This window comes from Psychromonas aquimarina ATCC BAA-1526 (assembly GCF_000428725.1).
Classification (GTDB): Bacteria; Pseudomonadota; Gammaproteobacteria; order Enterobacterales; family Psychromonadaceae; genus Psychromonas; species Psychromonas aquimarina.
Window position 1 is genome coordinate 197654 of the sequence record NZ_AUAM01000007.1, and the last position, 25849, is coordinate 223502.

Consider the following 25849-nt stretch of genomic DNA (forward strand, 5'->3'; position numbering starts at 1 on the left):
AAAATGAGCACGACTTTACCCAGCAAAAAAATTGTTGTACTTATCTCAGGTACCGGAACTAATCTGCAGGTTATCATTGATAAGCTGCATAACAGCACCATTGCAGATCAGCACATTGAAGTTACAGCCGTAATCAGTAACAAAAGTGACGCCCTAGGTCTGCAGCGCGCTGCTGATGCAGGCATCAATACTCAGATAATAGCCAGCCAGGGTATCGACACCCGTGAAGAATACGATGCTTTATTAACTGAAGCACTGGATAAATACCAGCCGGATTTAATTCTGATGGCCGGATTTATGCGTATTTTAAGCACAGAGTTTGTTAATAAATACCTTGGTAAAATGCTTAATATCCACCCTTCACTGCTGCCTAAATATCAAGGAACCAATACACACCAGCGTGTCATTGATGCCGGCGATCTCGAGCATGGTGCAAGTGTGCATTTTGTAACACCGGAACTCGACTCAGGTCCGACGGTATTACAGGCTAAAGTACCTGTTTTTGCTGAGGATAGTGCAGAAGATCTACGCGAACGGGTGCTTACTCAAGAGCACTCTATTTTCCCGTTAGCCGCTCAGTGGTTTTTAACCGGACGCTTAGCAATGGAAAATAACCAGGCAATACTTGACGGCAAACTGCTGCCGCAAAATGGTTATGCAGCCGATTAGTGATAACTGCTTATAATATCAGCCAAAAGCCGAAGTTAGACTTCGGCTTTTTTATACTTATACCATTCCGTCTTGCTATCACACATTTTTCCGGCGCAATTTCAAACCATTTAATTAAGTGAAAGGATATTGTTAAAAAAGCAGTGCATATAACAGCGGCATCAGTAATGCCGACAAAACGGCACATATAATCAATGCAATCGAAGAAAATGCTCCCGCTACTTTATCAACTTCCAGCACTTTAGCCGTACCCAGCGCATGTGATGCACAGCCGACCGCAATACCCTGCGCCTGTTTATCTTTAACACCAGAGAACTGCAGAAATCCAAGCCCGATACTTGCTCCAATTATTCCGGCAAAAATAACCATAGCGGCCGTTAATGAGATGATTCCCTGCAGGCTTTTACTAATTTCCATGGCGATCGGTGTGGTCACCGACTGAGGCGCAAATGATGCGGCTGTAATTAAATCCGCTCCTAATAAAGGCATGATATAAAAAGCACAGGCAAAGGCTGTCAATACAGAAAGCAGGCAGGCGGACAGTATGATATTCAGTTTAGCCTTGATAAGGTGAAGCTGCAGATACAGGGGTAATGCTAATACAACAACTGCCGGCTCTAATAAACTGGTTAGCAAAAAGGTGCCTTTTTCATATTCCGCATAATCTAGGCCAAGAAGAATATGCATCACTATCAGGCTTAAAATTGATAATAAAACCGGGTTAAAAAACGGCCAGGGTTTATAAGCATAAAGACGTTTACCGGCAAAAAAGATCAGCAAGGTTAAAGGAAGCGCTATATATAAAAACAAAATCAGACCTCTTTATTTCTATTAAGATACTGAAAAAAATGCCCGACTAATAACATAATGAGCAGCGTGGTAAAAAACAGAGAAAACACAATAACCAGCCAGTGAGTAAAAATTAATTCCAGGTAATTCAACAGACCGACACCTATTGGAATAAACAACAGCGCCATATATTTTAAAATAAAGTTACCCGACATTAAGATCCACTCAACTTTGACCAGCTGTACTGATAAAGCGATAAACAGCAGAATCAAACCGATAATACTGCCCGGAAAAGCAATAGGCAGATAACTGCTGATTAACTTACCGGCGGCCAGAAAAAGCATAATCAACAGAAAACCACGAAAAAAATCAAAAGCACCTGCCATAAGGGTACTCAGTCTGGGACGTCCTAACCTGTTTTTACATTTCATAATGTGATATTGAACTCGTTAGTATAATTAAGTTTGTTATTATATATAAATCGACAAGTTAACGCTCTTATACTTAGCCATTTACCCTATTAAAATACAGATTAAACCTATGTCTATTGCAAATATGATCACTGAAAGTTCTAACCCAGCCAGCAGCAGTATTGATACCTTATCAACCTTGGAAATGCTGACTGTCATTAATAATGAAGATCACAAAGTTACTGAAGCAGTACAGGCCGTTTTACCGGAAATAGCACTCGCAGTTGATTTAATCAGTTATGCTTTTCAACATGGCGGACGGCTTGTCTACTGCGGAGCAGGCACCTCGGGGCGCTTAGGTATTTTAGATGCCAGTGAATGCCCGCCTACTTTCGGCAGCGATCCGCAGCAGGTAATAGGAATAATTGCCGGCGGACATCAGGCTATTTTAAATGCAGTCGAAAATGCTGAAGACAATCAGCAGGCTGGACAAACTGATTTAGAAAATATTAACTTTACTGAACATGATGTACTGATTGCTATTGCAGCCAGCGGACGAACGCCTTATGTTTTAAGCGCTATGTCCTATGCTAAATCCCAGCAGGCAAAGGTAGTAAGCATTAACTGCAATCCGCAAAGTCCCATGTCGAACATTAGCGATATTGATATCTGCGCCGTTGTCGGGCCGGAAGTTATCAGCGGATCTTCACGCATGAAAGCCGGCACAGCACAAAAACTAATTTTAAATATGCTCAGCACCGGCAGCATGATCAGAACGGGTAAGGTATTCGGCAATTTAATGGTTGATGTAAAAGCCAGCAATACAAAACTGCTTGAACGGCAGAAAAATATTGTTATAAAAGCGACAGACTGTACATATCAGCAGGCCGAGCAGGCGCTCCTGGAGAGCAGTAATCATTGTAAAACCGCCATTGTAATGCTGTTAACCGGCAGGGATGCATCGCAGGCAAAAACATTATTAGCAGAAAAAAACGGTTTTATACGCAGGGCAATTCAGGAAGCTCCCTAGTTTCTAGATATAAAGTTTCTAGATATAAAAAATCCCGACTTAGCCGGGATTTTTTATATCTCTACATTTTACTGATTACTCATGGTAGAGATTATCGTATACATAATTCGTTGCTTCAATAAAACCAGGTACACTGCCGCAGTCAAAACGTTTACCTTTAAATTTGTAAGCAAGTACACAGCCTTTCTTAGCCTGCGTTAATAAGGCGTCGGTGATCTGAATTTCACCGCCCTTACCCGGGGGAGTCTCTTTAATAATATCAAAAATATCCGGTGTTAATATATAGCGGCCGATTATGGCCATATTACTCGGCGCAGTACCCGGCTCAGGTTTTTCAACCATATCATCCACACGGTAGATATCATCTTTAATCATTTCGCCTTTTATCACACCGTATTTATGGGTCTCTTCATCGGGCACCTCTTCCACTGCCACAATTGAACAGCGGAACTGGTTGTATAGCGCAACCATCTGCTTTAAAACACCTTCATCTTCATTGACACAAAGGTCATCCGCAAGAACCACTGCAAAGGGTTCATCACCGATTAACTTTCTGCCGGTTAAAATAGCGTGTCCAAGACCTTTCATTTCACGCTGGCGAATAAAAGTAAAATGCGCACTGTGCATTATGGAGCGAATGTCCTTCAGCTGCTCTTCTTTTGCGGTACCGCTGATCTGGTGCTCTAATTCATAATTAATATCAAAATGGTCCATTAATGAATGTTTGCCGCGGCCGGTAACAATACACATACCGGTCATGCCTGCTTCTAACGCCTCATCAACACCAAACTCAATTAAGGGTTTGTTAACAATCGGCATCATCTCTTTAGGCATTGATTTAGTTGCAGGTAAAAACCGGGTTCCGTAACCAGCTGCTGGAAATAAACATTTTGTTATCATGAAATCTCTACTTATTTTTATTTAATAAATTCATTATATTACCTAATACAAATTTAGCATTGTTTGATAGGTTTGACACCCGGCTAATTAAGCAAAATGCGAGGCTAATTTTCTTAAACATACAAAAAAGCATACCTTAAGTATGCTTTTTGGATGGTTATTATAACCGCATTGATTATTTACGCGTACGGCTGGTACTGCGGCGGCGTTCACCTGCTTTGCGGTGCTGCGTATGTTTTTTCACCGCGCGGCGGATACGTGCCTGGGTATTTTTCACTTTCTTTTCATCAACACGCACCTTAGTTTCCGTTTCTTTAGGCATATCAACTAATTTACGCAGGTAATTAACCTCTTTCAGGTTAAGCTCAGACCAGCCGCCCTGCGGCAGCTGCTTATCTAGGTGAATATTACCGTAACGAACACGCATTAAACGACTCACCTGCACGCCCTGACTTTCCCATAAACGACGCACTTCTCGAGTACGCCCCTCAGTTAATACCACATGGTACCAGCGGTTAATACCTTCACCACCCGCTTCTTTACCGGACTCTTTAATAGATAAAAACTTAGCTTCACCGTCTTCAAGCTGCACGCCCATGCGCAGGCGGTTAAGCATAGCTTCATCCACTTCACCAAATACCCGCACTGCGTATTCACGTTCAACTTCATGACTCGGATGCATCATTTTATTGGCAAATTCACCGTCGGTTGTGAACAATAACAAACCGGATGTATTAATATCTAAACGACCGATTGAGATCCAGCGCGCCCCTTTCAGATGTGGCAGACGTTCAAAAACGGTTTTACGCCCTTCTTCATCGCTGCGCGTACAGATTTCACCTTCCGGCTTATTATATGCCAGAATTCGGCAGACAACATTTTCCGGCGTGGTGCTTTTTATAATATGCCCGTCAACACGAATAACCTGCTCTTCGCTTACACGTTCACCAAGCCCGACCACTTTACCATCAATACTGACACGCCCTTCCTGAATAACCACTTCCATTTTACGGCGTGAACCAAGTCCTGATCGTGCTAATACTTTCTGTAATTTTTCACTCATATTCTATTTCCCTTGGGTAATTCTCATTATGCCAACCCGGCACTGGTTATTTTAAGCAGTCTCGGTGTTGGAAGTGCTCATTTATAATAATAAATTCCGCGCTTCCGCCTAGAGACAGCATAAAATACCGGCGTGCTGGTAACTCTTTATTAAACTTTATCTAAAATGTACTATTGAAACGGGGTTAAATCACCGGCACCTTCACGGGTGATAACCACATCATCATCAGAAAAATCAATCACAGTGGTTGGAGCTTCGCCCAGATAACCGCCGTTTAAGATTAATTCAACCTGATGCTCTAACTGATCGCGAATATCTTCAGGATCAAATTCTGTACTGTCTTTACCCGGAAGAATCAAACTGGTGGTCATTAACGGCTCACTTAACTCTTCAAGTAATGCTAATGCAATAGCGTTATCCGGAATACGAATACCGATAGTACGTTTAGCCGGATTCATTAGACGTTTAGGCAAATCTTTAGTTGATTTAAAAATAAACGTATAAGCGCCCGGGGTATTATTTTTTAAAGCCCGGTAAGCCTGGTTATCCACACGTGCATAGGTGGCAATCTCCGCAAGATCGCGGCATACCAGGGTAAAATTATGCTTTTTATCTAAATCACGAATTTGACAGATTTTATCCAGACCGCGTTTATTATCCATAGTACAGCCTAAGGCATAACCGGAATCGGTCGGATAAATAATAACCCCGCCTTTTTTTAATATTTCAACCGCCTGTTTCATTAAACGAATCTGTGGATTTTCTGGGTGTACGTAAAAAAACTGACTCATAATATAACTTCTTTTTTTTCTGATAATAACAAATAGCTCGGCCAGTCAAACCAGACTGGTTTTGCTATGTCAGGTAAATGCAGTGCCTTACCTAAATCCCGCCAGCGGCCGACAAAATGAAAATCGCTGCCCTGTGAAGCTAATAAATCATATTCCTTGCTCCACATTGCTAATTGTAGGCGCATCTGCGGTGACTGCTGTCCCATTGCAACTTCCATCGCATCACCATCAGCCTGTTTAAACTCGGTAAATAAGCGGCGCATCCACTTATTTGATAAATGATAATGATTCGGATGTGCTAAAACAGCCTGTCCGCCGGCAAGGTGGATAACGTTAATTGCCTCTTCCATAGACACCCAGTTATGCGGCACATAACCGGTATTACCGCGGCTTAAATATTTATCGAACACTTTAGGAAATGTCGGAGCAGCACCGATTTCAACTAAATAACGCGCAAAATGAGCACGCGTAATTGCTCCTTCACCAGCTAAGGCTTTTGCCCCTTCATACACGCCGGGAATTTTAGCTTTTGCAAGACGGCGCCCCATTTCAACAGCACGAGATTCCCGTTTATCTTTCTGCGTTTCGATTAATGTTAATAAAGCTTCATTGTCAGGGGCGATATTTAACCCGACCACATGGATTTCATGATTCAGCCAGTTAGTGGTGATTTCAATACCGTTAATCAGGGTTAATTTTAATTCCTGCTCAATAATAACCTGCCGGGCCTGCGCTAATCCGTCAACACTATCGTGATCAGTAATTGCTAACATATCCACCTGCCGGTTGACAGCTCGTACCACTAATTCCTCAGGTGTCAGCTGTCCGTCTGAAGCATTACTGTGTGAGTGAAGATCAATTAACATGAATATCCTAAAAATCACCTTGACATTAAAGGCGGAATCGCAAAAAATGGATGTCTAAATTTATGGGACGCATGATATATGATTTTAAATACAATTACTCTTAAAGATTATTCTTGGTGGCACTCATTCTCTTAAGCGAGCAATGAGGTTTTTGTATATTTAAAATTTTCCCAAAAAACCAAATTTAAAAGCTCGCACATTGCGGGCTTTTTTTTTATCTAATTCCGCACAAATGTAAGAGTAAATTAAAAACCCGATAAAATAGAGAAAGCTGATGAGCAAAATAAAAAACATCCTGAAACAGTCCTGGCGATGGCAGTCATAAATCTTTAGCAGACGATTATCGACTTAATTTTAAAGGACAAAGACAAATGAATACTCTACACCCGATTGGGGTTTTAAAAAGCATTGAAAATAGCTGTGAATACATTAGTGATTCACTGGGTTTATTCCAGAGCATAACAGCAGACAGCAGTAACCACCTGCTTTTTGATTCAGCAGAAATTGAAAGTAAAGCACATCTTAAAAGCTTAATGCTGCTTGATGCCTGTATGAAAATAACCTGTCACGGATTGGTCGTTACCTTTGATGCCATAACCGACAATGGTAAAGATTTATTAACTTTTATTACTCCGCAGTTTTCAATACAGCTGATCACTTTTCAGTCAGCAGATCAGCTGCAGCTGACCTTTCCAAAATCCGACAGCAGCGGTGATGAAGAGCAGCGTTTAAAATCAGCTTCTCCGGTTGACGCACTGCGTAGCCTTATTGATAATATTAAAAAACAATCCTCACATAACCAGGCCCTGTTTCTTGGCGGGGCTTTTGCTTATGACTTTATCGCCACTTTTGAAGATTTAACGGATGTTCCCGACAGTGACAATATCTGCCCTGATTTTATGTTTTATGTTGCAGAAACGCTGTTAATTCAAGATCATCAGACACAGCAGTCAGAAATTATAGGCAGTGTTTTCGGCGGCTTATATTCAGATGAAAATGAAAAACGCATCCAGGCCCGCATCACTGAATTACAAAGCTTATGCAGCAGCTATAAACCGCAGCTTAAAGCACAAGTACCGCTGCAGGGAAAAGTCAGCTGCGATGTATCCGATGCCCAGTACTGCGCAATTGTTGAAAAGCTGAAAAAGAACATTATTAAAGGTGATATTTTTCAAGTTGTACCGTCTCGCAGTTTTTCATTATCCTGTCCTAACCCTATTGCGGCTTATGCAAAACTTAAAGAAACCAATCCAAGTCCGTATATGTTTTATTTAAAAGACAGTGATTTTGTTTTATTTGGTGCTTCGCCTGAAAGTGCGATTAAATATACTCAACAGAGCAAAGACGTTGAAATTTACCCGATTGCCGGTACACGCCCCCGTGGTTTTAACCGCGACGGCTCTATCAATAAAGATTTAGACAGCCGTTTAGAGCTGGAACTGCGTTTAGACCGCAAAGAAACCTCTGAGCATTTAATGCTGGTTGATCTAGCTCGTAACGATGTTGCCCGCATTAGTGAGCCCGGCACCCGCCATGTGGCAGATCTGCTGAAAGTCGACAGATACAGCCATGTTATGCATTTAGTATCCCGTGTAGTCGGCAAGCTGCGTGATGATTTAGATGCCCTGCATGCTTATCAGGCGTGCATGAATATGGGTACCTTAGTCGGCGCACCGAAAATTCGCGCGTCGGAACTGGTACGCCAGGTTGAGAAAAAACGCCGCGGCAGTTACGGAGGCGCCGTGGGATATATTAACGGTAAAGGTGATATGGATACCTGTATCGTTATCCGCTCCGCTTTTGTTAAAGACGGTATTGCCCAGGCTCAGGCCGGCGCAGGCATTGTTTATGACTCGGTGCCGCAGTCAGAAGCCGATGAGACACGCAGTAAAGCGGCCGCGGTATTAAATGCAATCGCACTGGCACACGGCACAACATTAAAAGCAGTCAGTACCACAAACGCGGGAGAATAAGCAGATGAAAACAGCTAGAAAACAAACACTCTTTTTTCTCGATAACTTTGATTCATTTACCTACAACCTGGTAGATCAGTTTAAAGCACTGGGGTATCCGGTAAAGATTTATCGTAACAGTCTGCCGGCTGCGCAGATTAAGGCATATATCGATGCCTGTGAAAATGAAGCGGTTTTAATTCTTTCCCCCGGCCCCGGCACGCCAAGCGCCGCCGGCTGCCTGATTGAATTAATCGGATTATGTAAAGCTCAGGTTCCCATGATCGGCATCTGTTTAGGTCATCAGGCATTAATCGAACAATACGGCGGCACCATCGGGCAGGCAGAGCAGATTATGCACGGTAAATCTTCATTAATAAGTCATTGCGGTGACCGTATGTTTGCCGGTTTAAGCCAGCCGCTTTCGGTTGCCCGTTACCATTCTCTGCTTGGTACAAGCGTTCCGCCCTCTTTAGAAGTGGTCGCTGACTTTAACGGCATGTGTATGGCCGTTTACAACCAGCAGGATAGAGTGATCGGATTTCAGTTTCATCCTGAATCAATTTTAACCTGCGAAGGTGCAAAATTATTAGAAACCAGCTTAGAGCTAGTCACAAACACGGAGACCCTTTAAATGAGTCAGTTTAATGTCCATCAGGTTTTAGAACAATTGTATGCAGGTGAGTCGCTTAGCAGTGAGCAAAGCCAGGCCTTTTTTGAGCAGGTGGTAAAAGGTGAAATCGATCCGGTAATTTTATCTTCTGCATTAACAGCATTTAAAATAAAAGGCGAAACGCCCTTAGAGATAACCGGAGCCGCCAATGCTCTGCTTGCACAGGCCAAAGCTTTTCCCCGCCCTGACTATGAGTTTAGCGATATTGTCGGCACCGGCGGTGACGGTCTGGGCACCATTAATATCTCCACTGCAAGTGCATTTGTAGCAGCGGCCTGCGGCCTGAAAGTCTGCAAACACGGCAGCCGCAGTGTATCAAGCAAATCAGGCTCTTCTGATTTACTAGCAGCCTTTGGTATTAACCTTAATATGAGTCCGGAAACGGCGCGTCAGTGTTTAGATGACTTAAATATCTGTTTTATTTTTGCCCCTCATTATCACGCGGGAATGCGCTTTGCAGCTCCAGTTCGCGCGGCCCTGAAAACCCGTTCAATATTTAATGTCTTAGGACCACTGGTCAATCCGGCTCGTCCTGCATTCGAATTAATGGGCGTCTATACACCAGAACTTTTAAAACCGATTGCGCAGGTGCATAAAGAACTGGGCATGAAACGGGTAATGGTGGTCTTCGGCAGCGGTTTAGACGAAGTTGCAGTACATGGTCAAACTCAAGTCGCTGAACTTATTGACGGTGAAATAAAAGAATACACATTAACACCTGAAGATTTCGGCGTTGAACATTACCCGGTAGAAGCTATTTTCGGCGGTGTTCCGCAGGAAAACAAAGTCATTATCGAGCAGATCCTGCAGGGTAAAGGCACAGATGCACAGCAGGCTGCAGTTGCAGTTAATGTCTCTGCATTATTAGTACTTAACGGCAAAGCCGATAACTTTAAACAAGGTGCAGAAATGGCCCTAAATATGATGCAGACCGGCAAGCCGCTGCAGCTTGTACAGCAGCTAGCGGAGCAAAGCCAATGTTAAACGACCAGAGCTTACAAGACACCATTCTTGGAAAAATTGTTGATGACAAAATTGAATGGGTGAAAGCACGTAAAGTACAGCAGCCTTTAATTAAGTTTAAAGATGAACTAACCATGAGCAGCCGTAATTTTTACGGTGCACTGCATCAGGATAAAAGTGTATTTATCCTGGAATGTAAAAAAGCATCACCTTCCAAAGGATTAATCCGCCAGGAATTTGATTTAGATCTGATTGCCGGTACTTACAAAAACTACGCATCGGCAGTTTCAGTCTTAACCGATGAAAAGTATTTTCAGGGTGATTTTGAATATGTTACTAAGGTCCGCGAACAGATTGCGCAGCCGGTTTTATGTAAAGATTTTATTATCGACCCGTACCAGATTTACCTGGCCCGTCACTATAAAGCCGATGCCGTTCTATTAATGCTGTCGGTATTAGATGATGATGCTTACCAGGCTTACCGCGATACAGCACACAGCCTTAATATGGGCGTATTAACCGAAGTCAGTAATGAACATGAGTTAATACGTGCAGTTGCCTTAGATGCCAAAATCATCGGCATTAATAACCGTAACCTGCGCGATTTAAGTATTGATCTCAACCGTACTAAAGAGCTGGCAGCTAAAATACCAAAAGACCGGGTAGTTATTTCAGAGTCCGGTATCTATAACCATGCGCAGATAAAAGATTTAAGTAAACATGCGGATGGTTTCCTGGTGGGCAGCTCGATTATGAGTCAGGCAAATATTGACCAGGCCTGCCGCCGGCTGATTCTGGGCGAAAACAAAGTCTGCGGCTTAACCCACCCGCGCGCGGCGGCTGATGCTTATAAAGCCGGGGCGGTTTACGGCGGACTGATATTTGTTGAAAAATCCCCTCGCTTTGTGGATATGGAAGAAGCACGCCTGGTAATGTTGGGTGCGCCGTTATCCTATGTAGGGGTATTCCAGAATGAAGATCCGGAACTGATTAGTTATACCGTAAAACAGCTTGGTCTACATATTGTGCAGCTTCATGGTAATGAAGATCCGAAATACATTAAAACATTACGCGCGCTTCTGCCTGAGCAGTGTGAAATCTGGAAAGCTCATGGTATAAGCTGCAGTCTTCCTGATTTCGAAAAGTTTAATGTACAGAAACACCTGCTTGATACACGTATGGGCGAACAGAGCGGCGGTACGGGTCAGGTTTTTGACTGGTCACTGCTGGAGCAGGCCGGCTTAGATAAAAGCAGCATAATGCTGGCGGGCGGTTTAACACCAGAAAATGCGCGGCAGGCGGCTCTGATAGGCTGTGCCGGTTTAGACTTTAACTCCGGTGTTGAAAGTTCGCCGGGTAAAAAAGATAAAACTAAATTAGATGCTGCATTTGCAGCAATTACAAGTTACGTACAACGTTAACAGTACAATTTTAGAGGTTATATAGAATGGAAAAGTTAAATCCTAATTGGGGCAATTTTTCCTAGGTATATGAGATGTATGTTTCACAACCTTTCACCACAAAAATATTATTAATTATAAGATCATCATGTCTTATATAAAAATTAAAAGGTTCTAAAAATGGAAAAGTTGAAAACCTAGTTGGACCAATTTTTTCTGGGCACATGATATGTATGTTTCACAACCTTTCACTCAAAAGATATTATTAATTATAAGATCATCATGTCTTATATAAAAATTAAAAGGTTCTAAAAAAATGGAAAAGTTAAATCCTTACTTTGGACAATTCGGCGGCATGTACGTACCACAGATTCTTGTGCCGGCATTAAAACAGTTAGAAGACGAGTTTCTAAAAGCACAAAGCGATCCGGAGTTCCGTACCGAGTTTTCAGAATTATTAACAGAATATGCGGGACGCCCGACTCCCCTTACTTTATGCCGTAATTTAACTAAAGGTAAAAAAACTAAACTTTACCTTAAACGTGAAGACTTACTGCACGGCGGTGCACACAAAACTAACCAGGTGTTAGGTCAGGCGCTGCTGGCAAAACGTATGGGTAAAAATGAAATAATCGCAGAAACCGGTGCAGGACAGCATGGCGTTGCCACCGCCCTAGCCTGCGCATTACTCGGTTTAAAATGTAAAGTTTATATGGGCGCAGTTGACTGTGAACGCCAGAAACCCAATGTCTTCCGTATGCGCTTAATGGGCGCAGAAGTGATTCCGGTAACATCCGGTTCATCAACCTTAAAAGATGCCTGTAATGAAGCATTGCGTGACTGGGCCGGCAGCTATGAAACAGCACATTATTTATTAGGTACAGCCGCCGGACCGCATCCTTTCCCGACCATTGTTCGTGATTTTCAAAAAATGATCGGTGAAGAAGCCAAACAGCAGTGTCTAAAAAAAGAAGGTATATTACCCAATAAAGTAATCGCCTGTGTCGGCGGCGGCTCTAATGCGATTGGTATGTTTGCTGATTTTATTGACGATGAAAATGTAGAATTAATCGGTGTTGAACCCGGCGGTCACGGTATTGAAACCGGCGAGCACGGCTGCCCTATCTCCTACGGTTCAAAAGGTATTTTCTTCGGTATGCACTCACTGATGATGCAGGACAAGCATGGACAGGTGCAGGAGTCTTACTCTATTTCAGCCGGCCTGGATTTTCCATCCGTCGGACCGCAGCACGCTCATCTTGCAGAAACCGGCAGAGCTCAGTACGTCAATGCAACCGATGACGAAGCATTAGAAGCTTTCAAAATCCTTGCAGAGCAGGAGGGTATCATTCCTGCACTGGAATCAGCACATGCACTTGCGCATGCCCTTAAAATTATCGAACATGATGATAAAGAACAGATTATTATTGTTAATTTATCCGGCCGAGGTGATAAAGATATCTTCACTGTTGCTGAAATTTTTGAACAAAAAGGAATGATCTAATGAGCAAACGTTACGCAGCTTTATTTAACCGCCTTGAAACAGAAAACCAGGGTGCATTTGTTCCTTTTGTCGCGATCGGCGATCCTAACCGGGAACTTTCGCTGAAAATTATTGATACCTTAGTAACAGCCGGTGCCGATGCGCTGGAGCTCGGTATCCCTTTCTCCGATCCGGTAGCCGACGGAGTCGTGATTCAAGATGCATCAACACGTGCTTTAGATTCAGGCATAACACCGGACAGCTGTTTTGAAATCATCACAGAAATCCGCAGGCAGCATCCGACAGTGCCGATCGGTTTATTACTATATGTAAACCTTGTATACCGTAACGGCATTGAAAATTTTTATCAGCGCTGCGCAGAAGCGGGTGTTGATTCAGTGTTAATTGCCGACGTACCGCTGGAAGAAAGTGCCCCTTACCGCGCAGCAGCTGCTAAATTTAACATTCAACAGATTTTTATTGCACCGCCCAACGGCTCTCAAAAAACACTGCAGAAAGTAGCTGAGCTAGGCTCTGGTTATACCTATCTGCTAAGCCGTGCAGGTGTAACGGGTGCGGACGCAAAAGCCGGTATGCCGGTTGAGCATATGTTAGAAACATTAAGTCAGCATAATGCAGCACCGTCTTTACTAGGTTTTGGTATTTCTAAACCTGGTCAGGTCAAAGAAGCTATTAAATCCGGCGCTGCCGGTGCAATATCTGGCTCAGCTGTTGTTAAAATTATTCAGGCTAATCTGGATAATCCGGAAAAACTGCTTGGTGAAATGCACAAATTCATTAAAAAAATGAAAGCTGCTACCTATAAGTAAAACGGTAAAGTGGGCTTGCCCACTTTTTAAAAAGAGATAAACATGAAACAATTTTTTGAATTTATTCCGCTGATCATTTTCTTTGCTGTTTATAAAATGGTAGATATTTATGCGGCAACAGCATCATTAATGCTGACAACCGGTCTTATGCTGGCGTTTAACTATTTCAAAAACGGCAGACTTGAAAAAATGCATATTGTTACTTTTGTAATGGTTATGTTGTTTGGCACCTTAACACTGGTTTTACATGATGATGTATTTATCAAGTGGAAAGTAACCGTAGTTTACGCTCTGTTTTCACTAGCCTTATTGGTTACCCAGTTTATCTTTAAAAAGCCTGCTGTCAAACAGATGCTCGGCAAGGAATTAAGCCTGCCCGATAATATCTGGAATAACCTTAACCTTGCCTGGGCGGTTTTCTTCGCATTATTAGGTGTTGTTAATGTCTATATTGCATTCAGCTTATCAATGGAGGTATGGGTAAACTTTAAGGTATTCGGACTGCTGGGTGTTACGCTTGCATTTACCGTTTTAAGCGGTGTTTATATCTACAAATACCTACCGGTTCCAGAGTCGGAAAAAGAAGCTTCAGCTAATAAAAATTCAGAGGAATAAATATGTTATACGTTATCTTTGCACAGGATGTTGAAAACAGCTTAGCACAGCGCAAACAGGCTCGTCCGGCGCATCTTGCCCGTTTACAAGAGCTGGATAATCAGGGACGTTTATTAGTTGCCGGCCCTAATCCAGCGATTGACAGCGAAGAACCTGCACAAGCAGGATTCAGCGGCTCCACTGTCATTGCTCAGTTTGCTTCCTTGCAGGATGCACAGGCCTGGGCGGATGCCGATCCCTATGTTGAAGCGGGTGTTTATGCAGAAGTGATTGTAAAACCTTTTAAGAAGGTTCTGCCTTAGTTTGTTAGCGGCTAAATCTTTAATAAAACCAGCACCTGCTGGTTTTATTTTATCTACACAGCAGTATCTCACTGAGCAGCAGATATAAAAAAGGGTTACCAAAGCAACCCTTATACAAATAATGAAAGCTACGGTTAGTTTGAATGCAGCATGCTGTTTAACTCTACAGCGCTTTTATTTGCTAAACATTCAATTTGACCGGTCATTGAGTTACGACGAAAAAGCAGATCATCTTTATTTGCCAGTTCACGCGCTTTTGCAAACCCGGCTTCTTTTCCTTCATTATCAAGAATTTTTATTTTCGAACCAGCCGTTACATATAAGCCCGATTCAATTGTACAGCGGTTACCAAGCGGAATACCAAGGCCTGCATTAGCACCAAGCAGACTGTTTTCACCAATAGCAATAATCATTTTACCGCCGCCGCTTAATGTGCCCATAATAGATGCGCCGCCGCCGATATCACTGCCTTCACCCACCATAACACCAGCAGAAATACGTCCTTCAACCATGCTTACACCCGTTGTACCTGCGTTAAAGTTAATGAAACCTTCATGCATTACCGTTGTGCCTTCTCCAACATGCGCACCTAAACGTACACGAGAAGTATCAGCAATACGTACGCCGTTCGGCACAATGTAATCAACCATTTTCGGGAATTTATCAACGCAGTCAACAGTGATTGTTTCACCGTTTAAACGCGCTGCTATTTGACGGTCCGCTAACTCAGGAAGATCAATAGCACCTTTATTTGTCCAGGCTATATTATGCAGCACACCAAAAATACCATCTAAAACCAGGCCGTGCGGTTTAACTAAACGATGCGAGATAAGCTGCAGTTTCAGATAGCCCTGAGCAACAGTTACTGGTGCTTCATCCGTCGCTAAAATAACTAATATCAACGGCTGGCAGGATTTAGCAGCGGCGGCTGCAAAATCAGCATTAGCTTCCTCATCTGCACCGTTAAATGCGGCAGCCAGCAGCTCTGCCACTTCAGGTGTAATTTCAATTTCCTGATTGCCTTGCTCATAACCGACTAAGCCAGCAATAACAGCAACAAGATCATCACTTGGATTTAATAGGGGGTTAGGGAAAAATGCTTCAATAATTTTCTGGTCACGGTTTTTAGTCGCAGTACCAAAAGCAAGTGCAAATGTAGACATGAATTAAGCTCCGATTTATAAGTCTGAATAAACTCTATCACCATCATGGTGACTAATTATTAGCAGTTCATCATAAAGAAGCAGATCACAGATTTAAAGGGTTAAATGCAAAACTAAGCAATTAATTAGTATATCTATCGCTTTATAGAGCGTAACAGAAATGCTTTATTTGTAAGTAAGCGAAGGAAATAAAACAAAAATTCCAACATCATTGTAGAGGAAAGCGCAAAAACCAAACCAACGGTTATCGCATTTTTATTCAGTACAATATCGGCTTGATAATTATTTTTTGTTTCAATAAATAAAGGGCTGTTTAACTTAGCGAGTAAATAATAAAGACGGGAGCTAAGGGGAGAAAGCAGTCTGTCTTTCTGCTCCTGCAGATAATTAAAACGCGCCATTAAGTTTTCAATAAGCACTGCTTCATCTTGAAACAAATTTTCACTGCTGTTTTTATGTTTAATTATCAGCGCCTGCAGGGAGCCGCCAAAATACAAGTCGGCAAGGTTCTGATACTGTTGTAACTGCTGTTCTGCTTCAATATAATGCGCATCTAATCTATGCTCATACTGCTGTAAAAAGTTAGGTACCTGTATCCCTAATAACAAGGTTAAAGTAAAAACAAGTTTTAAACTATAACGCTGCATTAGGGATAAAAGCATTTATTTAAAACCTCGGTTCTTACGAAGCGTCTCGTAAGCACGCTGAATATCCTGGGCTTTTTCTTTGGCAATCACCATCATCTCCTCAGGCAGACCTTTTGAGGCTAACTTATCAGGATGATGCTGGCTCATTAACTTACGGTAAGCACGCTTAATCTCTTTATCTGTAGCCCCTTCTTCAATACCCAGGATTTTGTAAGAGTCTTCTTCACTAGCCTGCGGCTGCTGTCCCTGATGAAAATGCTGCTGACCTTCGAACATCTGCAGTAATCTGTCTAACTCAAAACGGGAGAACCCCAGCAGTTCAGCAATGGTATATAAAATATTTTTTTCATTGTCATGCAGCGTCCCGTCAGAATAGGCAACCTGAACTTGAATACCCAAAAACATCTGCAGAACATTACGGTCCCCTCTAACCATCTGGGCAAACTCAGAAAGCACTTTTTCAAGCGGAAAATCAGCTTGTTTACCAAAGGAAAATGAAGCTTGAGCCTGACTGCGGGCTTCTCCCTGCAGGCGCATTTGGTCCATATAAGCATTAGCCACTTGAATGTCCGTCTGTGTCACCTGCCCTTTGGCTTTAGCAAGGTGTCCCATCACCGAAAACGTACTGTCAAAAAATAACTTCTGCCGTTCCCGGCTGCTGACAGCACTGCCAAACAGACCGTTTTGAATATTAAAATTGATCGCCATTGCGCGGTCAAAACGATGACCTAACCAGATACCCAGTAACATGCCGAATATATGCCCGAACATAAAACCAAAAAAACCGCCGAGTATTTTTCCCCAAATACGCATAACCAGAAATACCTTATTAAATAGAAGTGTATGAATATACCCTGTCCACTTGAAGACCCAGGACTCAGAAGATCTGAGTATATAGAATGCAGTCATTTTGACTAACTATTTACAGTTTTGCCAATTATTTAGGCAAAACAGATGAATTTAGCATATTTATGACTAACAATGATTGGAGCCGTCTTAAGTTTGCTCTATTATAGCAGGCTCAAATTTTCTTTAGTTATGCTTAGCGTTTTCAATTTCTAAGCGCCTTTGTGAGTTGTAAATGTTAAAATTATTACCATTATTTTTGATTGCACTGCCTTTTTCTGCGCTTAGTGCTGAACAGACAATAGAATCAGACTCGGATACCAGTATTAATAATGAAGCGCTTAGTGGTAATAGCCCGGCTGTAGAAACATCAACAAAAGAGCCTCGTTCTACGGAGTTTTTCTTCCGCCAGTGTTACCAGAATGTTCCCCCGGTAACTGAAGATCCCAATAAACTTCCAATGGAACAAACCCCGGTTAATATAGAAGCCCGTACTTTAAGCGGCTCTCCAGATAAACTGGTTTATCAAGATGATGTAAAGCTCAGACAGGGAGATAAATATTTATCTGCCGATAAACTAACCTACTTTGTTGAACAGGAAAAAGTAAACGCCGAGGGTAATGCCAACTTTATTAACGGCAGCGTAACCCTGGATGCAGATTCGATTGAAAGACGGCTAAAAACCGACCAGACACTGTTATATCAATCTGATTATCAATTCCACGGACGGGGCGGGCGAGGTAATGCGGAGCGCATTTACGATAACGGCCAGGATCTTTATGAGCTTAACTCTTCAACATACAGCGCCTGCCCTCCTGGAGATAATACCTGGACTATCGATTCCACAACGCTTTATATTGATAATGAAGCAGAAATGGGCAGCGCCTACAATGCAGTGTTAAGAGTAAAAGATGTACCAGTTTTTTACTTTCCATATTTCACCTATCCGACTACTGACAAGCGAAAAACAGGGTTATTATTTCCCACATATGAAACATCCAGCACTAACGGCACAACAATAACTCAGCCGCTGTATATCAATATTGCGGAAAATATGGACGCCACTATTACACCAACCTATATGTCGGAGCGTGGCACCTTAGTGGCTGCCGAGTACCGATATCTTCTCGATGCAGGCTCAGGTAAAATGCAGGCGGAATACCTTGGTGATGATCAACTGCGTGATGAATCACGTTACTTGTACCACTGGAATCACAGTGTAAGTTTTGCCGGAAACTGGAGTTTTAGCGCCGATTACAACCGGGTAAGTGATGATTATTATTTCAGTGATATAGATACCGACTACGGAACCCGCAGTGATAATCAGCTGCTGCAGACCGCTAAACTGCGTTACACAGAGGAAAGTTGGAACAGTGAATTAGAGGTGCGTGACTTTCAAATTTTAGGGGGAGGTGATACACCGCATAAAGTAATGCCGAAACTGGCATTAAGTGCTTATCAGCCTATTGACTGGAAAAGCCTGCAGCTGGACTGGTATTCAGAAATCTCAAAATTTGAGCATGATGATGATAATGTCTACAAGGGTACACGTATCCATCTTGAACCGAAATTATCACTGCCGCTTTATTACAACTCACTGTTTGTTAACAGCGAACTTAAATATATGCTGAGCTTTTATGAACAGACATTACCGGAATCCAATAAAGAATCCTGGTACAGTGATTTAGATGAAAATGTCAGCCGCTTTATCCCTTCTTTTAAAATTCATTCCGGTATTAACTTTGAGCGTGAGTTTACAGCATTTGATAATCAATACCGACAAACCTTAGTACCGCAGGTGCAGTATTTATATGTTCCCTACCAAGACCAGTCAAATATCGGTATTTATGATACCACCACTATGCAGCAGGATTATTACGGTTTGTTCCGTGATAACCGTTATTCAGGATACGACCGCATTGCCGATGCAAATCAGCTGACCTTAGGGGTATCAAGCAGCTTCTTAAATGCACGCGGCAGAGAAAAGATGCGCATTGCTGTAGGTCAGAATTTTTACTTCTCCGAATCAGAGGTCGAGCTGCCGACCAGTGACGGTGAAGATCAGACCGCCAGCCGCTCATCAATTATTGCCGAGCTTGATATAAACTTTGACAATGACTATTTCTATCACGGCGGCATTGAGTGGGACAGTGAAAGCAATGTTATTAACAGAGCAAACTCAACTTTTGAAAAACGCTGGGCCTCAAATACCTATGCACAGTTAAACTACCGCTATATTGCCAACCAGGAAGATACAAGCTCATCTACACAGGTGGCTAATTTAGTTAATCAGTTCGGCACCAAAATCAACTGGAGCATCAACTCGCAGTGGACATCATATGCCAGCTACTATTACGATATGGAATATAAACATGCCTATGAAAGTATTATAGGAATCAATTATCAGTCATGCTGCTGGGCTTTGGGTTTGTCCTACGATAACCATATGCTTCCATACTATGGTTCGCTTGATACAATTACGGAAGATTACCAGACAGAGCGAAGTTTTAAATTAACTTTTGAACTAATGGGATTAGGCGGCGTCGGATTTAGTTCCGGAGAGCAGGGTCTGTTCGATTACGGCCGCCCTTTTTACTTAAAATAATGGATACATAATGAAATTAATAAAACATATTCTTTTGCCTCTGGTCTGCGCCTCGCTGCTGACTTCTCAAGTTTCTGCCGAGAGTAAACCATTAGATAAAATCGAAGCTGTGGTTAACCAGGAGGTTATTTTAAGCAGTGATATTAAACGTATGCAGGCAGAGTTGCAGAAACGTTACCAGGACAGCGGCAAAAGTTTACCAAGCGGCGATAAACTAACCAGACAGATTCTTGATAAATTAATATCTGACCGTCTGCAGCTGCAGATTGCAGAGCGTATAGGCCTGCGTATTAATGATGCGCAGCTGCAGCAGACACTAGAGCAGATTGCTGAAAATGAAGGTAAAACACTAGAGCAGCTTCAGGATGAACTGCTGAAAAACGGACAGAATTACTCAGCCTTTGTAGACAGTATCCGCAATGAATTAACAGTAAATGAAATTCGCCAGGTTCAAGTGCGCCGTCGTATCAACATTTCCGACCAGGAAGTTGAACAGATGGTAAAGCGTATTAATGAACAGGGAGCAAAAACCACTAAGTATCATTTTGCGCATATTCTGCTGAAAGTAAATAAAAACGGCTCAGCTCAGGAGCTTCAGTCTGTGCAGGAGCAGGCAGAGCAGATAGTTGGAAAAATAAACCGCGGCACAGATATTTCACAACTGGCTATTGAATATTCACAGGGGCCAAAATCTTTAGAGGGCGGTGACTGGGGCTGGCGTGCTGTTAATGAAATCCCGACAGCATTCGCCGGCACATTTGCCGATAAAAACCCTGCAAAAGGTGAACTGATCGGTCCGTTTCAGACCGATCTGGGGATACATATCATTAAGATCCTTGACAAAAAAGGCTCTGAAAATATTATGACCGAAGAAGTTAATGCTCGTCATATCCTGATTAAATCTAACATTATTCTTAGCGATAAAAAAGCCGAACAGTTACTGGCTGAATACCGTCAGGGAATTATTGACGGAACAGAAACATTTGCTGATTTAGCCAAGCAGCACTCTCAAGATCCAGGCTCTGCGGTTAAAGGCGGTGAGCTGGGATGGGCAGATCCGAATATGTATGTTCCTGAATTTAGGGATTTAGCACTGTCACTTCCTATTGGTCAAATCAGCAAACCATTCCGTACTATGCACGGCTGGCACATTCTGCAGGTTATGGATAAGCGTAAGTCTGACACAACGGAGCAGGCGACCAAACAAAAAGCTTACGGTATTATATTTAAGCAGCGTTTTCCGGCAGAAGTTTACGCATGGATGAATGAAATCCGCCAGGAAGCTTATATTAAAATAAACAATCCGAATTATATCATTGAGGCACAATAATGATTAAGCGCCTGATCATTACCGCAGGAGAGCCAAGCGGCATCGGCCCTGACTTAATGCTTCACTTAGCTCAGCAGAGATGGCCTGTTGAGCTGGTTATCTGTACAGATAAATACCTTCTGGCAGAGCGGGCATCTCTGCTCAATGAAAAAGTAACAATCCTTGATTATGATCCGCAGAAACCAGCTGAGGTTTCCCAGCCAGGCACATTAACTGTTGCACACATTGCGCTGGCAGAAAAAGTGCAGGCTGGAAAATTAAATCCAGCAAACGGGCAGTTTGTTCTCGATACCCTTAAATTTGCCAGCCGAGGCTGCTTATCAGGTGAATTTGCCGCCGTTGTGACTGCGCCGGTACATAAAGGCATTATTAATGATGCCGGTGTTTCTTTCAGCGGACATACCGAATTCTTTGCAGAGCAGGCAGATATTGATTTAGTGGTTATGATGCTGGCTACAACTGGACTGCGTGTTGCTTTGGTAACCACTCACTTACCTCTCGCAGATGTATCTAAAGCCATTACTGAAAAACGTCTGTCTGAAATAATTTATATTTTAAACAAAGAGCTGCAGACAAAATACGCTATTAAACAGCCACGCATTTATGTCTGCGGTTTAAACCCCCATGCCGGTGAAGGCGGCCATATGGGGCGTGAAGAGATAAACACCATTGAACCGACACTGAAAAAACTTCGCCACCAGCAAATTGATTTAATTGGTCCGTTACCTGCCGACACACTGTTTCAGGAAAAATACCTTAAAGATGCCGATGCAGTATTAGCCATGTATCACGATCAGGGTTTACCTGTCTTAAAATACAAAGGTTTTGGAAAGTCGGTCAATATCACACTAGGCTTACCCTTTATCCGCACATCTGTTGATCACGGCACGGCATTAGATCTCGCCGCCACTGGTAAAGCCGATGCAGGCAGTTTACTATGCGCGGTCAACGAAGCGATCACCATGATACAAAGTAAAAATTAAAGTAAGAAACAAGGCAAAATTACAATGAATGATAAAACACACCTAGGCCATACCGCCCGAAAACGTTTCGGACAGAACTTCTTACACGATGATTATATTATTGATTCGATTGTGGCGGCGATTGCACCGCAAAGCGACGACAATATTGTTGAAATCGGCCCGGGTTTAGGCGCACTAACGGAGCCGGTGGCTTCGAAAGTGAACCGCTTAAATGTGGTAGAGCTGGACAGAGACCTGGCCGAGCGTTTAGTCAAACACCCGACTTTAGCTAATAAACTTAATATCACTCAAGCTGATGCGATGCAGTTTGATTTTGGTCAGTTAGCCAGTGCAGAGAAACAGCTGCGTGTATTTGGTAACCTGCCGTACAATATATCAACACCGCTGATGTTTCATCTGTTTGAATATGCCGATAAAATTTCTGATATGCATTTTATGCTCCAGAAAGAGGTGGTTAACCGCCTTTGTGCCGGACCAAACTGTAAGGCTTACGGGCGTTTAAGTGTTATGGCGCAGTATTACTGTAAAGTCATTCCGGTATTAGAAGTACCGCCGACGGCCTTTATACCCGCTCCTAAGGTTGAATCGGCAGTAGTACGCCTAGAGCCCTATGATACACCGCCGTTTGTTGCCAAAAGTTTAAAAATATTAAACCAGGTATGCTCAATGGCTTTTAATCAGCGCCGTAAAACCATACGCAACGGCTGGAGAGATTTATTAACCGTTGAACAGCTGCAGGAAATTGGCATTGATACGGGTAAACGGGCTGAAAATATTAGCGTCGAAGAGTACGTTAAAGTAGCTAACTATGTTTACGATCAGCAGCTGAACGCAAAATAATGGCAACTTATATTGTTGGTGATATCCAGGGCTGCTGCGACGAACTGCAGCAGCTGTTAGCACTGGCCGACTTTGACCCTGTCTATGACGAACTGTGGTTAACCGGAGATCTGGTTGCACGCGGCCCCAAGTCACTGCAGACACTGCGCTTTGTTAAAAGCTTAGGGGACAGCGCAAAAGTTGTATTAGGCAATCACGATTTACATCTGCTAGCTATCCATCAGGGTATTCACCGCAATAAAGAAAAAGATCAGCTTAGCGATTTATTAAACGCACCGGACTGCGAAGAGCTGCTGCAGTGGCTTCGCCTGCAGCCGCTGCTGCTTCGCCATCCTGAGTTTAATTTTGTGATGGTACATGCAGGAATTTCACCGCAGTGGACAATTCCACAAGCTGAAAAATATGCACAAGAGGTCGAACTAAAACTGCATAGTGAAAACTATAAGCCGCTGCTTGAAGATATGTACGGCAATCATCCACAGTCATGGAATGAAGAGTTACAGGATATAGAACGTTTACGTTTTATCATTAATGTATTTACGCGCATGCGCTACTGCTTTCTGGACGGTTCTTTAGAGTTTGCAAATAAATTAGCACCGAATCAGACCGACAGCAGCTCTCTTAAACCCTGGTTTGAAATAAACACGCTGGATCAAAGCAGTGAAATACTTTTCGGGCACTGGGCTGCATTATTAGGCAAAGTCAGTAAGAATGGTGTGTACGGCTTAGATACCGGCTGTGTATGGGGAAACAGTTTAACCATGCTGCGCTGGCAGGACAAAAAACAATTTTCACTAAGCTGCCCTGTTCATAGCGAGTAATAACCTTCTGTCTAACAGAAGGTTATCAATCTATTCTGCTAATATCACCTGATTACGGCCGTTTTCTTTTGCCTGGTATAAAGCTTTATCCGCCCGGCTTAGCGATGACTGCAGACTATCTTCTCTGCCGCTGAATACACCGATACTAACAGTTACTTTAAACTCAAAACCGTCTTCTAAAACAAAGGTCTCATCCGCAATCCTGGCAGCCAATGTCTGCAGCTTGAGCAGCGCCTGCTCGGGTGTTTTATCGCACAGTAAAAAGCAGAACTCTTCTCCGCCGAATCTGGCCGCAATATCTTTTCCGCTAAACTCATCCTGTAAAATTCTGCCAATTTTTGCCAGAACAGCATCTCCGGCATCATGACCATAACTGTCATTAACTTTCTTGAAAAAATCTATATCTAATAATGCAGCCGATATAGTCGACTGCTTGTTTTTCTGGGACTCAAATAACAGATTACCTTCATCAAAAAAATGGCGGCGATTGAAAAGACCGGTTAGATGATCCCGGGCGGCTAAATATTTTAATTCGCGAATATGTTCAAGCAGTTCCATATTCTGATTAATTCGACAGAAAAATTCTTCTTCGAGAAACGGTTTGGTGAGAAAGTCACTGCCGCCTAGTTTAAGGAAACGGGCTGAAAGCTGATTGTTGCCGAAAGTCGACATGCCGATAACGGCCATCTCCTGACTGCTGTATTTACTGCGGATCTCTTTAGTCAGTTCCAGGCCGTCCATCACGGGCATATTAAAATCAGTTAAAACTAAGCTGATATTATTCTTTTCTTTAAGTATCCTTAAAGCTTCAGGACCGTCATGTGCTTCCTGGACCTTAAACTGATAAATAAGCAGCAGTTTTCTGATATAGGTGCGTACGCTTTTAGAATCATCAACCACCAGCACTTCGAGTTTTCTATTACGCTCCAGCTGATTTAATAATGAAACAACATAATCGACGTTAGTGCGCCCCTCTTTTAATACGTAATCAACAATTCCCTGAGTGTAAATTTTATTGCGGAAGCGTTCATCCAGCTTTCCGGTAAAAATAATCGACGGAATATTATACTGTACAACATAATCAATAACTTCACCGTTCGGCGCATCGGGCAAATTGACATCAAGCAGAGCGGCAAAAAAAGAATATTTTTTTTCAGCTAATAGAACTTTTAACTCGGCAAAATTTTCAACCGAGACAACCTTAAATTGTTTAGCGGATTCAATGCTGCGTTTTAAAATGCGGGTGAACATCAGGCTGTCTTCCACCACCAGAATATATTTTATTGTTTCTTGTGCCACAGCTTTGCCCCGCAATATAAATTCAGCTAATTAAATATAAATCATTCCACCCGTTCTAATGTAACAAACTGGTAGTTATGAGCATTCTTTTGATCTGCAAAGTGTGCTTCAGACTCAACTTCAGACCAGTCCGCGGCAGCCTGATAATCCGGGAACTGTGTATCCCCCTGAGTTTTTAAATCAATAAATGTCAGGTATAAACGCGCCGCCCGGTTTAAAAACTGCTGATACACAGCGGCACCGCCGATCACCATCACTTCCTCGACTCCCTGTACAAGCTCCAGAGCCTGGTCAACAGTCTGCACACAGCAGACACCTTCTATCTCAAGACTTTCATCACGCGTTAAAACGATGTTTTTTCTGCCTGGAAGCGGACGCCCGATTGACTGATATGTTTTGCGTCCCATAATAACGGGTTTGCCTAAGGTCACACGTTTAAAAAACTGTAAATCAGCCGGTAGATGCCAGGGCATTTTATTATCTAAGCCGATAACCCGGTCTTCAGCCATAGCGGCAATCATAGAAATTTTCATATTATTCCTTATTCTTTATACTCTTTTGCAAGATTACCATAATATT

General features: G+C 42.7%; 26 protein-coding genes. 15 read left to right on the plus strand and 11 right to left on the minus strand.

Annotation, left to right across the window (positions count from 1 at the left end; translation table 11 throughout):
* Positions 1-3 precede the first annotated feature (3 nt).
* A complete protein-coding gene (gene purN, locus G337_RS0100890; protein WP_028862196.1) occupies positions 4-669 on the plus strand; it encodes a phosphoribosylglycinamide formyltransferase in 666 nt (221 codons plus the stop codon).
* A 132-nt stretch (positions 670-801) separates the two neighbouring features.
* Here purN and G337_RS0100895 read toward each other — a convergent pair whose 3' ends face one another.
* Positions 802-1479: an LrgB family protein gene (locus G337_RS0100895; RefSeq protein WP_028862197.1), complete on the minus strand. Its 678-nt coding sequence runs from the start codon at positions 1477-1479 to the stop codon at positions 802-804.
* Positions 1480-1481: 2 nt separating this feature from the next.
* Complete coding sequence (locus G337_RS0100900; RefSeq protein WP_028862198.1) at positions 1482-1844, minus strand: CidA/LrgA family protein; 363 nt, start codon at positions 1842-1844, stop codon at positions 1482-1484.
* Between the two features lie 154 nt (positions 1845-1998).
* On the opposite strand from G337_RS0100900, the gene murQ reads away from it, so the two are divergent.
* The gene (gene murQ / locus G337_RS0100905; RefSeq protein WP_028862199.1) at positions 1999-2898 is read left to right on the plus strand and encodes an N-acetylmuramic acid 6-phosphate etherase; all 900 of its coding nucleotides are present in this window, start codon (positions 1999-2001) and stop codon (positions 2896-2898) included.
* 75 nt (positions 2899-2973) lie between these two features.
* Here murQ and galU read toward each other — a convergent pair whose 3' ends face one another.
* The 4 genes from galU to rnm form a co-directional block, all read right to left on the minus strand.
* Positions 2974-3798, minus strand: coding sequence for a UTP--glucose-1-phosphate uridylyltransferase GalU (galU, locus tag G337_RS0100910; RefSeq protein ID WP_028862200.1), 825 nt, complete (start codon positions 3796-3798; stop codon positions 2974-2976).
* Between the two features lie 175 nt (positions 3799-3973).
* On the minus strand, positions 3974-4861 hold the full coding sequence (gene rluB / locus G337_RS0100915; RefSeq protein WP_028862201.1) for a 23S rRNA pseudouridine(2605) synthase RluB: 888 nt from the start codon (positions 4859-4861) through the stop codon (positions 3974-3976).
* Between the two features lie 170 nt (positions 4862-5031).
* Positions 5032-5652, minus strand: a complete 621-nt coding sequence (locus G337_RS0100920) for an L-threonylcarbamoyladenylate synthase (protein WP_028862202.1) — start codon at positions 5650-5652, stop codon at positions 5032-5034.
* On the minus strand, positions 5649-6518 hold the full coding sequence (gene rnm, locus G337_RS0100925; protein ID WP_028862203.1) for an RNase RNM: 870 nt from the start codon (positions 6516-6518) through the stop codon (positions 5649-5651). Before rnm ends, G337_RS0100920 begins: the two co-directional genes overlap by 4 nt.
* Before the next feature lie 371 nt (positions 6519-6889).
* On the opposite strand from rnm, the gene G337_RS0100935 reads away from it, so the two are divergent.
* From G337_RS0100935 to G337_RS0100970, 8 genes are all read left to right on the plus strand, one after another.
* The gene (locus G337_RS0100935) at positions 6890-8491 is read left to right on the plus strand and encodes an anthranilate synthase component 1 (protein ID WP_028862204.1); all 1602 of its coding nucleotides are present in this window, start codon (positions 6890-6892) and stop codon (positions 8489-8491) included.
* A gap of 4 nt (positions 8492-8495) precedes the next feature.
* On the plus strand, positions 8496-9104 hold the full coding sequence (locus G337_RS0100940) for an aminodeoxychorismate/anthranilate synthase component II (protein ID WP_028862205.1): 609 nt from the start codon (positions 8496-8498) through the stop codon (positions 9102-9104).
* The gene (gene trpD / locus G337_RS0100945; RefSeq protein WP_028862206.1) at positions 9105-10127 is read left to right on the plus strand and encodes an anthranilate phosphoribosyltransferase; all 1023 of its coding nucleotides are present in this window, start codon (positions 9105-9107) and stop codon (positions 10125-10127) included.
* Positions 10121-11527 (plus strand): bifunctional indole-3-glycerol-phosphate synthase TrpC/phosphoribosylanthranilate isomerase TrpF, encoded by a 1407-nt coding sequence (trpCF, locus tag G337_RS0100950; protein WP_028862207.1) that lies wholly within the window; start codon positions 10121-10123, stop codon positions 11525-11527. Before trpD ends, trpCF begins: the two co-directional genes overlap by 7 nt.
* A 295-nt stretch (positions 11528-11822) precedes the next feature.
* Positions 11823-13010: a tryptophan synthase subunit beta gene (trpB, locus tag G337_RS0100955; protein WP_028862208.1), complete on the plus strand. Its 1188-nt coding sequence runs from the start codon at positions 11823-11825 to the stop codon at positions 13008-13010.
* Positions 13010-13819 (plus strand): tryptophan synthase subunit alpha, encoded by an 810-nt coding sequence (trpA, locus tag G337_RS0100960; protein WP_028862209.1) that lies wholly within the window; start codon positions 13010-13012, stop codon positions 13817-13819. The genes trpB and trpA overlap by 1 nt, the downstream gene beginning before the upstream one ends.
* Positions 13820-13861: 42 nt before the next feature.
* The gene (locus G337_RS0100965; RefSeq protein ID WP_028862210.1) at positions 13862-14434 is read left to right on the plus strand and encodes a septation protein A; all 573 of its coding nucleotides are present in this window, start codon (positions 13862-13864) and stop codon (positions 14432-14434) included.
* Between the two features lie 2 nt (positions 14435-14436).
* Positions 14437-14736 (plus strand): YciI family protein, encoded by a 300-nt coding sequence (locus tag G337_RS0100970; RefSeq protein WP_028862211.1) that lies wholly within the window; start codon positions 14437-14439, stop codon positions 14734-14736.
* Positions 14737-14870: 134 nt separating this feature from the next.
* On the opposite strand, the gene dapD is transcribed toward G337_RS0100970, so the two are convergent.
* The 3 genes from dapD to djlA form a co-directional block, all read right to left on the minus strand.
* The gene (gene dapD, locus G337_RS0100975; protein WP_028862212.1) at positions 14871-15899 is read right to left on the minus strand and encodes a 2,3,4,5-tetrahydropyridine-2,6-dicarboxylate N-succinyltransferase; all 1029 of its coding nucleotides are present in this window, start codon (positions 15897-15899) and stop codon (positions 14871-14873) included.
* A 134-nt stretch (positions 15900-16033) separates the two neighbouring features.
* On the minus strand, positions 16034-16561 hold the full coding sequence (locus G337_RS0100980) for a DUF2937 family protein (protein WP_028862213.1): 528 nt from the start codon (positions 16559-16561) through the stop codon (positions 16034-16036).
* Positions 16562-17359, minus strand: a complete 798-nt coding sequence (gene djlA, locus G337_RS0100985) for a co-chaperone DjlA (protein WP_028862214.1) — start codon at positions 17357-17359, stop codon at positions 16562-16564.
* 268 nt (positions 17360-17627) lie between these two features.
* Here djlA and lptD point away from each other — a divergent pair, with 268 nt between their 5' ends.
* From lptD to G337_RS0101010, 5 genes are read left to right on the plus strand one after another with little or no spacing between them, the layout of a single operon-like run.
* Positions 17628-19997: an LPS assembly protein LptD gene (gene lptD, locus G337_RS0100990; RefSeq protein ID WP_028862215.1), complete on the plus strand. Its 2370-nt coding sequence runs from the start codon at positions 17628-17630 to the stop codon at positions 19995-19997.
* A gap of 10 nt (positions 19998-20007) precedes the next feature.
* On the plus strand, positions 20008-21327 hold the full coding sequence (surA, locus tag G337_RS0100995) for a peptidylprolyl isomerase SurA (protein ID WP_051302875.1): 1320 nt from the start codon (positions 20008-20010) through the stop codon (positions 21325-21327).
* Positions 21327-22310, plus strand: a complete 984-nt coding sequence (gene pdxA, locus G337_RS0101000) for a 4-hydroxythreonine-4-phosphate dehydrogenase PdxA (protein WP_028862217.1) — start codon at positions 21327-21329, stop codon at positions 22308-22310. Before surA ends, pdxA begins: the two co-directional genes overlap by 1 nt.
* 24 nt (positions 22311-22334) lie before the next feature.
* Positions 22335-23150: a 16S rRNA (adenine(1518)-N(6)/adenine(1519)-N(6))-dimethyltransferase RsmA gene (gene rsmA, locus G337_RS0101005; RefSeq protein ID WP_028862218.1), complete on the plus strand. Its 816-nt coding sequence runs from the start codon at positions 22335-22337 to the stop codon at positions 23148-23150.
* The gene (locus tag G337_RS0101010) at positions 23150-23971 is read left to right on the plus strand and encodes a symmetrical bis(5'-nucleosyl)-tetraphosphatase (protein ID WP_028862219.1); all 822 of its coding nucleotides are present in this window, start codon (positions 23150-23152) and stop codon (positions 23969-23971) included. Before rsmA ends, G337_RS0101010 begins: the two co-directional genes overlap by 1 nt.
* Positions 23972-24001: 30 nt before the next feature.
* On the opposite strand, the gene G337_RS0101015 is transcribed toward G337_RS0101010, so the two are convergent.
* Together G337_RS0101015 and folA are read right to left on the minus strand one after the other, a co-directional pair.
* Complete coding sequence (locus tag G337_RS0101015) at positions 24002-25270, minus strand: GGDEF domain-containing response regulator (protein ID WP_084605254.1); 1269 nt, start codon at positions 25268-25270, stop codon at positions 24002-24004.
* Positions 25271-25311: 41 nt separating this feature from the next.
* Positions 25312-25803, minus strand: a complete 492-nt coding sequence (gene folA / locus G337_RS0101020) for a type 3 dihydrofolate reductase (protein ID WP_028862221.1) — start codon at positions 25801-25803, stop codon at positions 25312-25314.
* Positions 25804-25849: the final 46 nt, after the last annotated feature.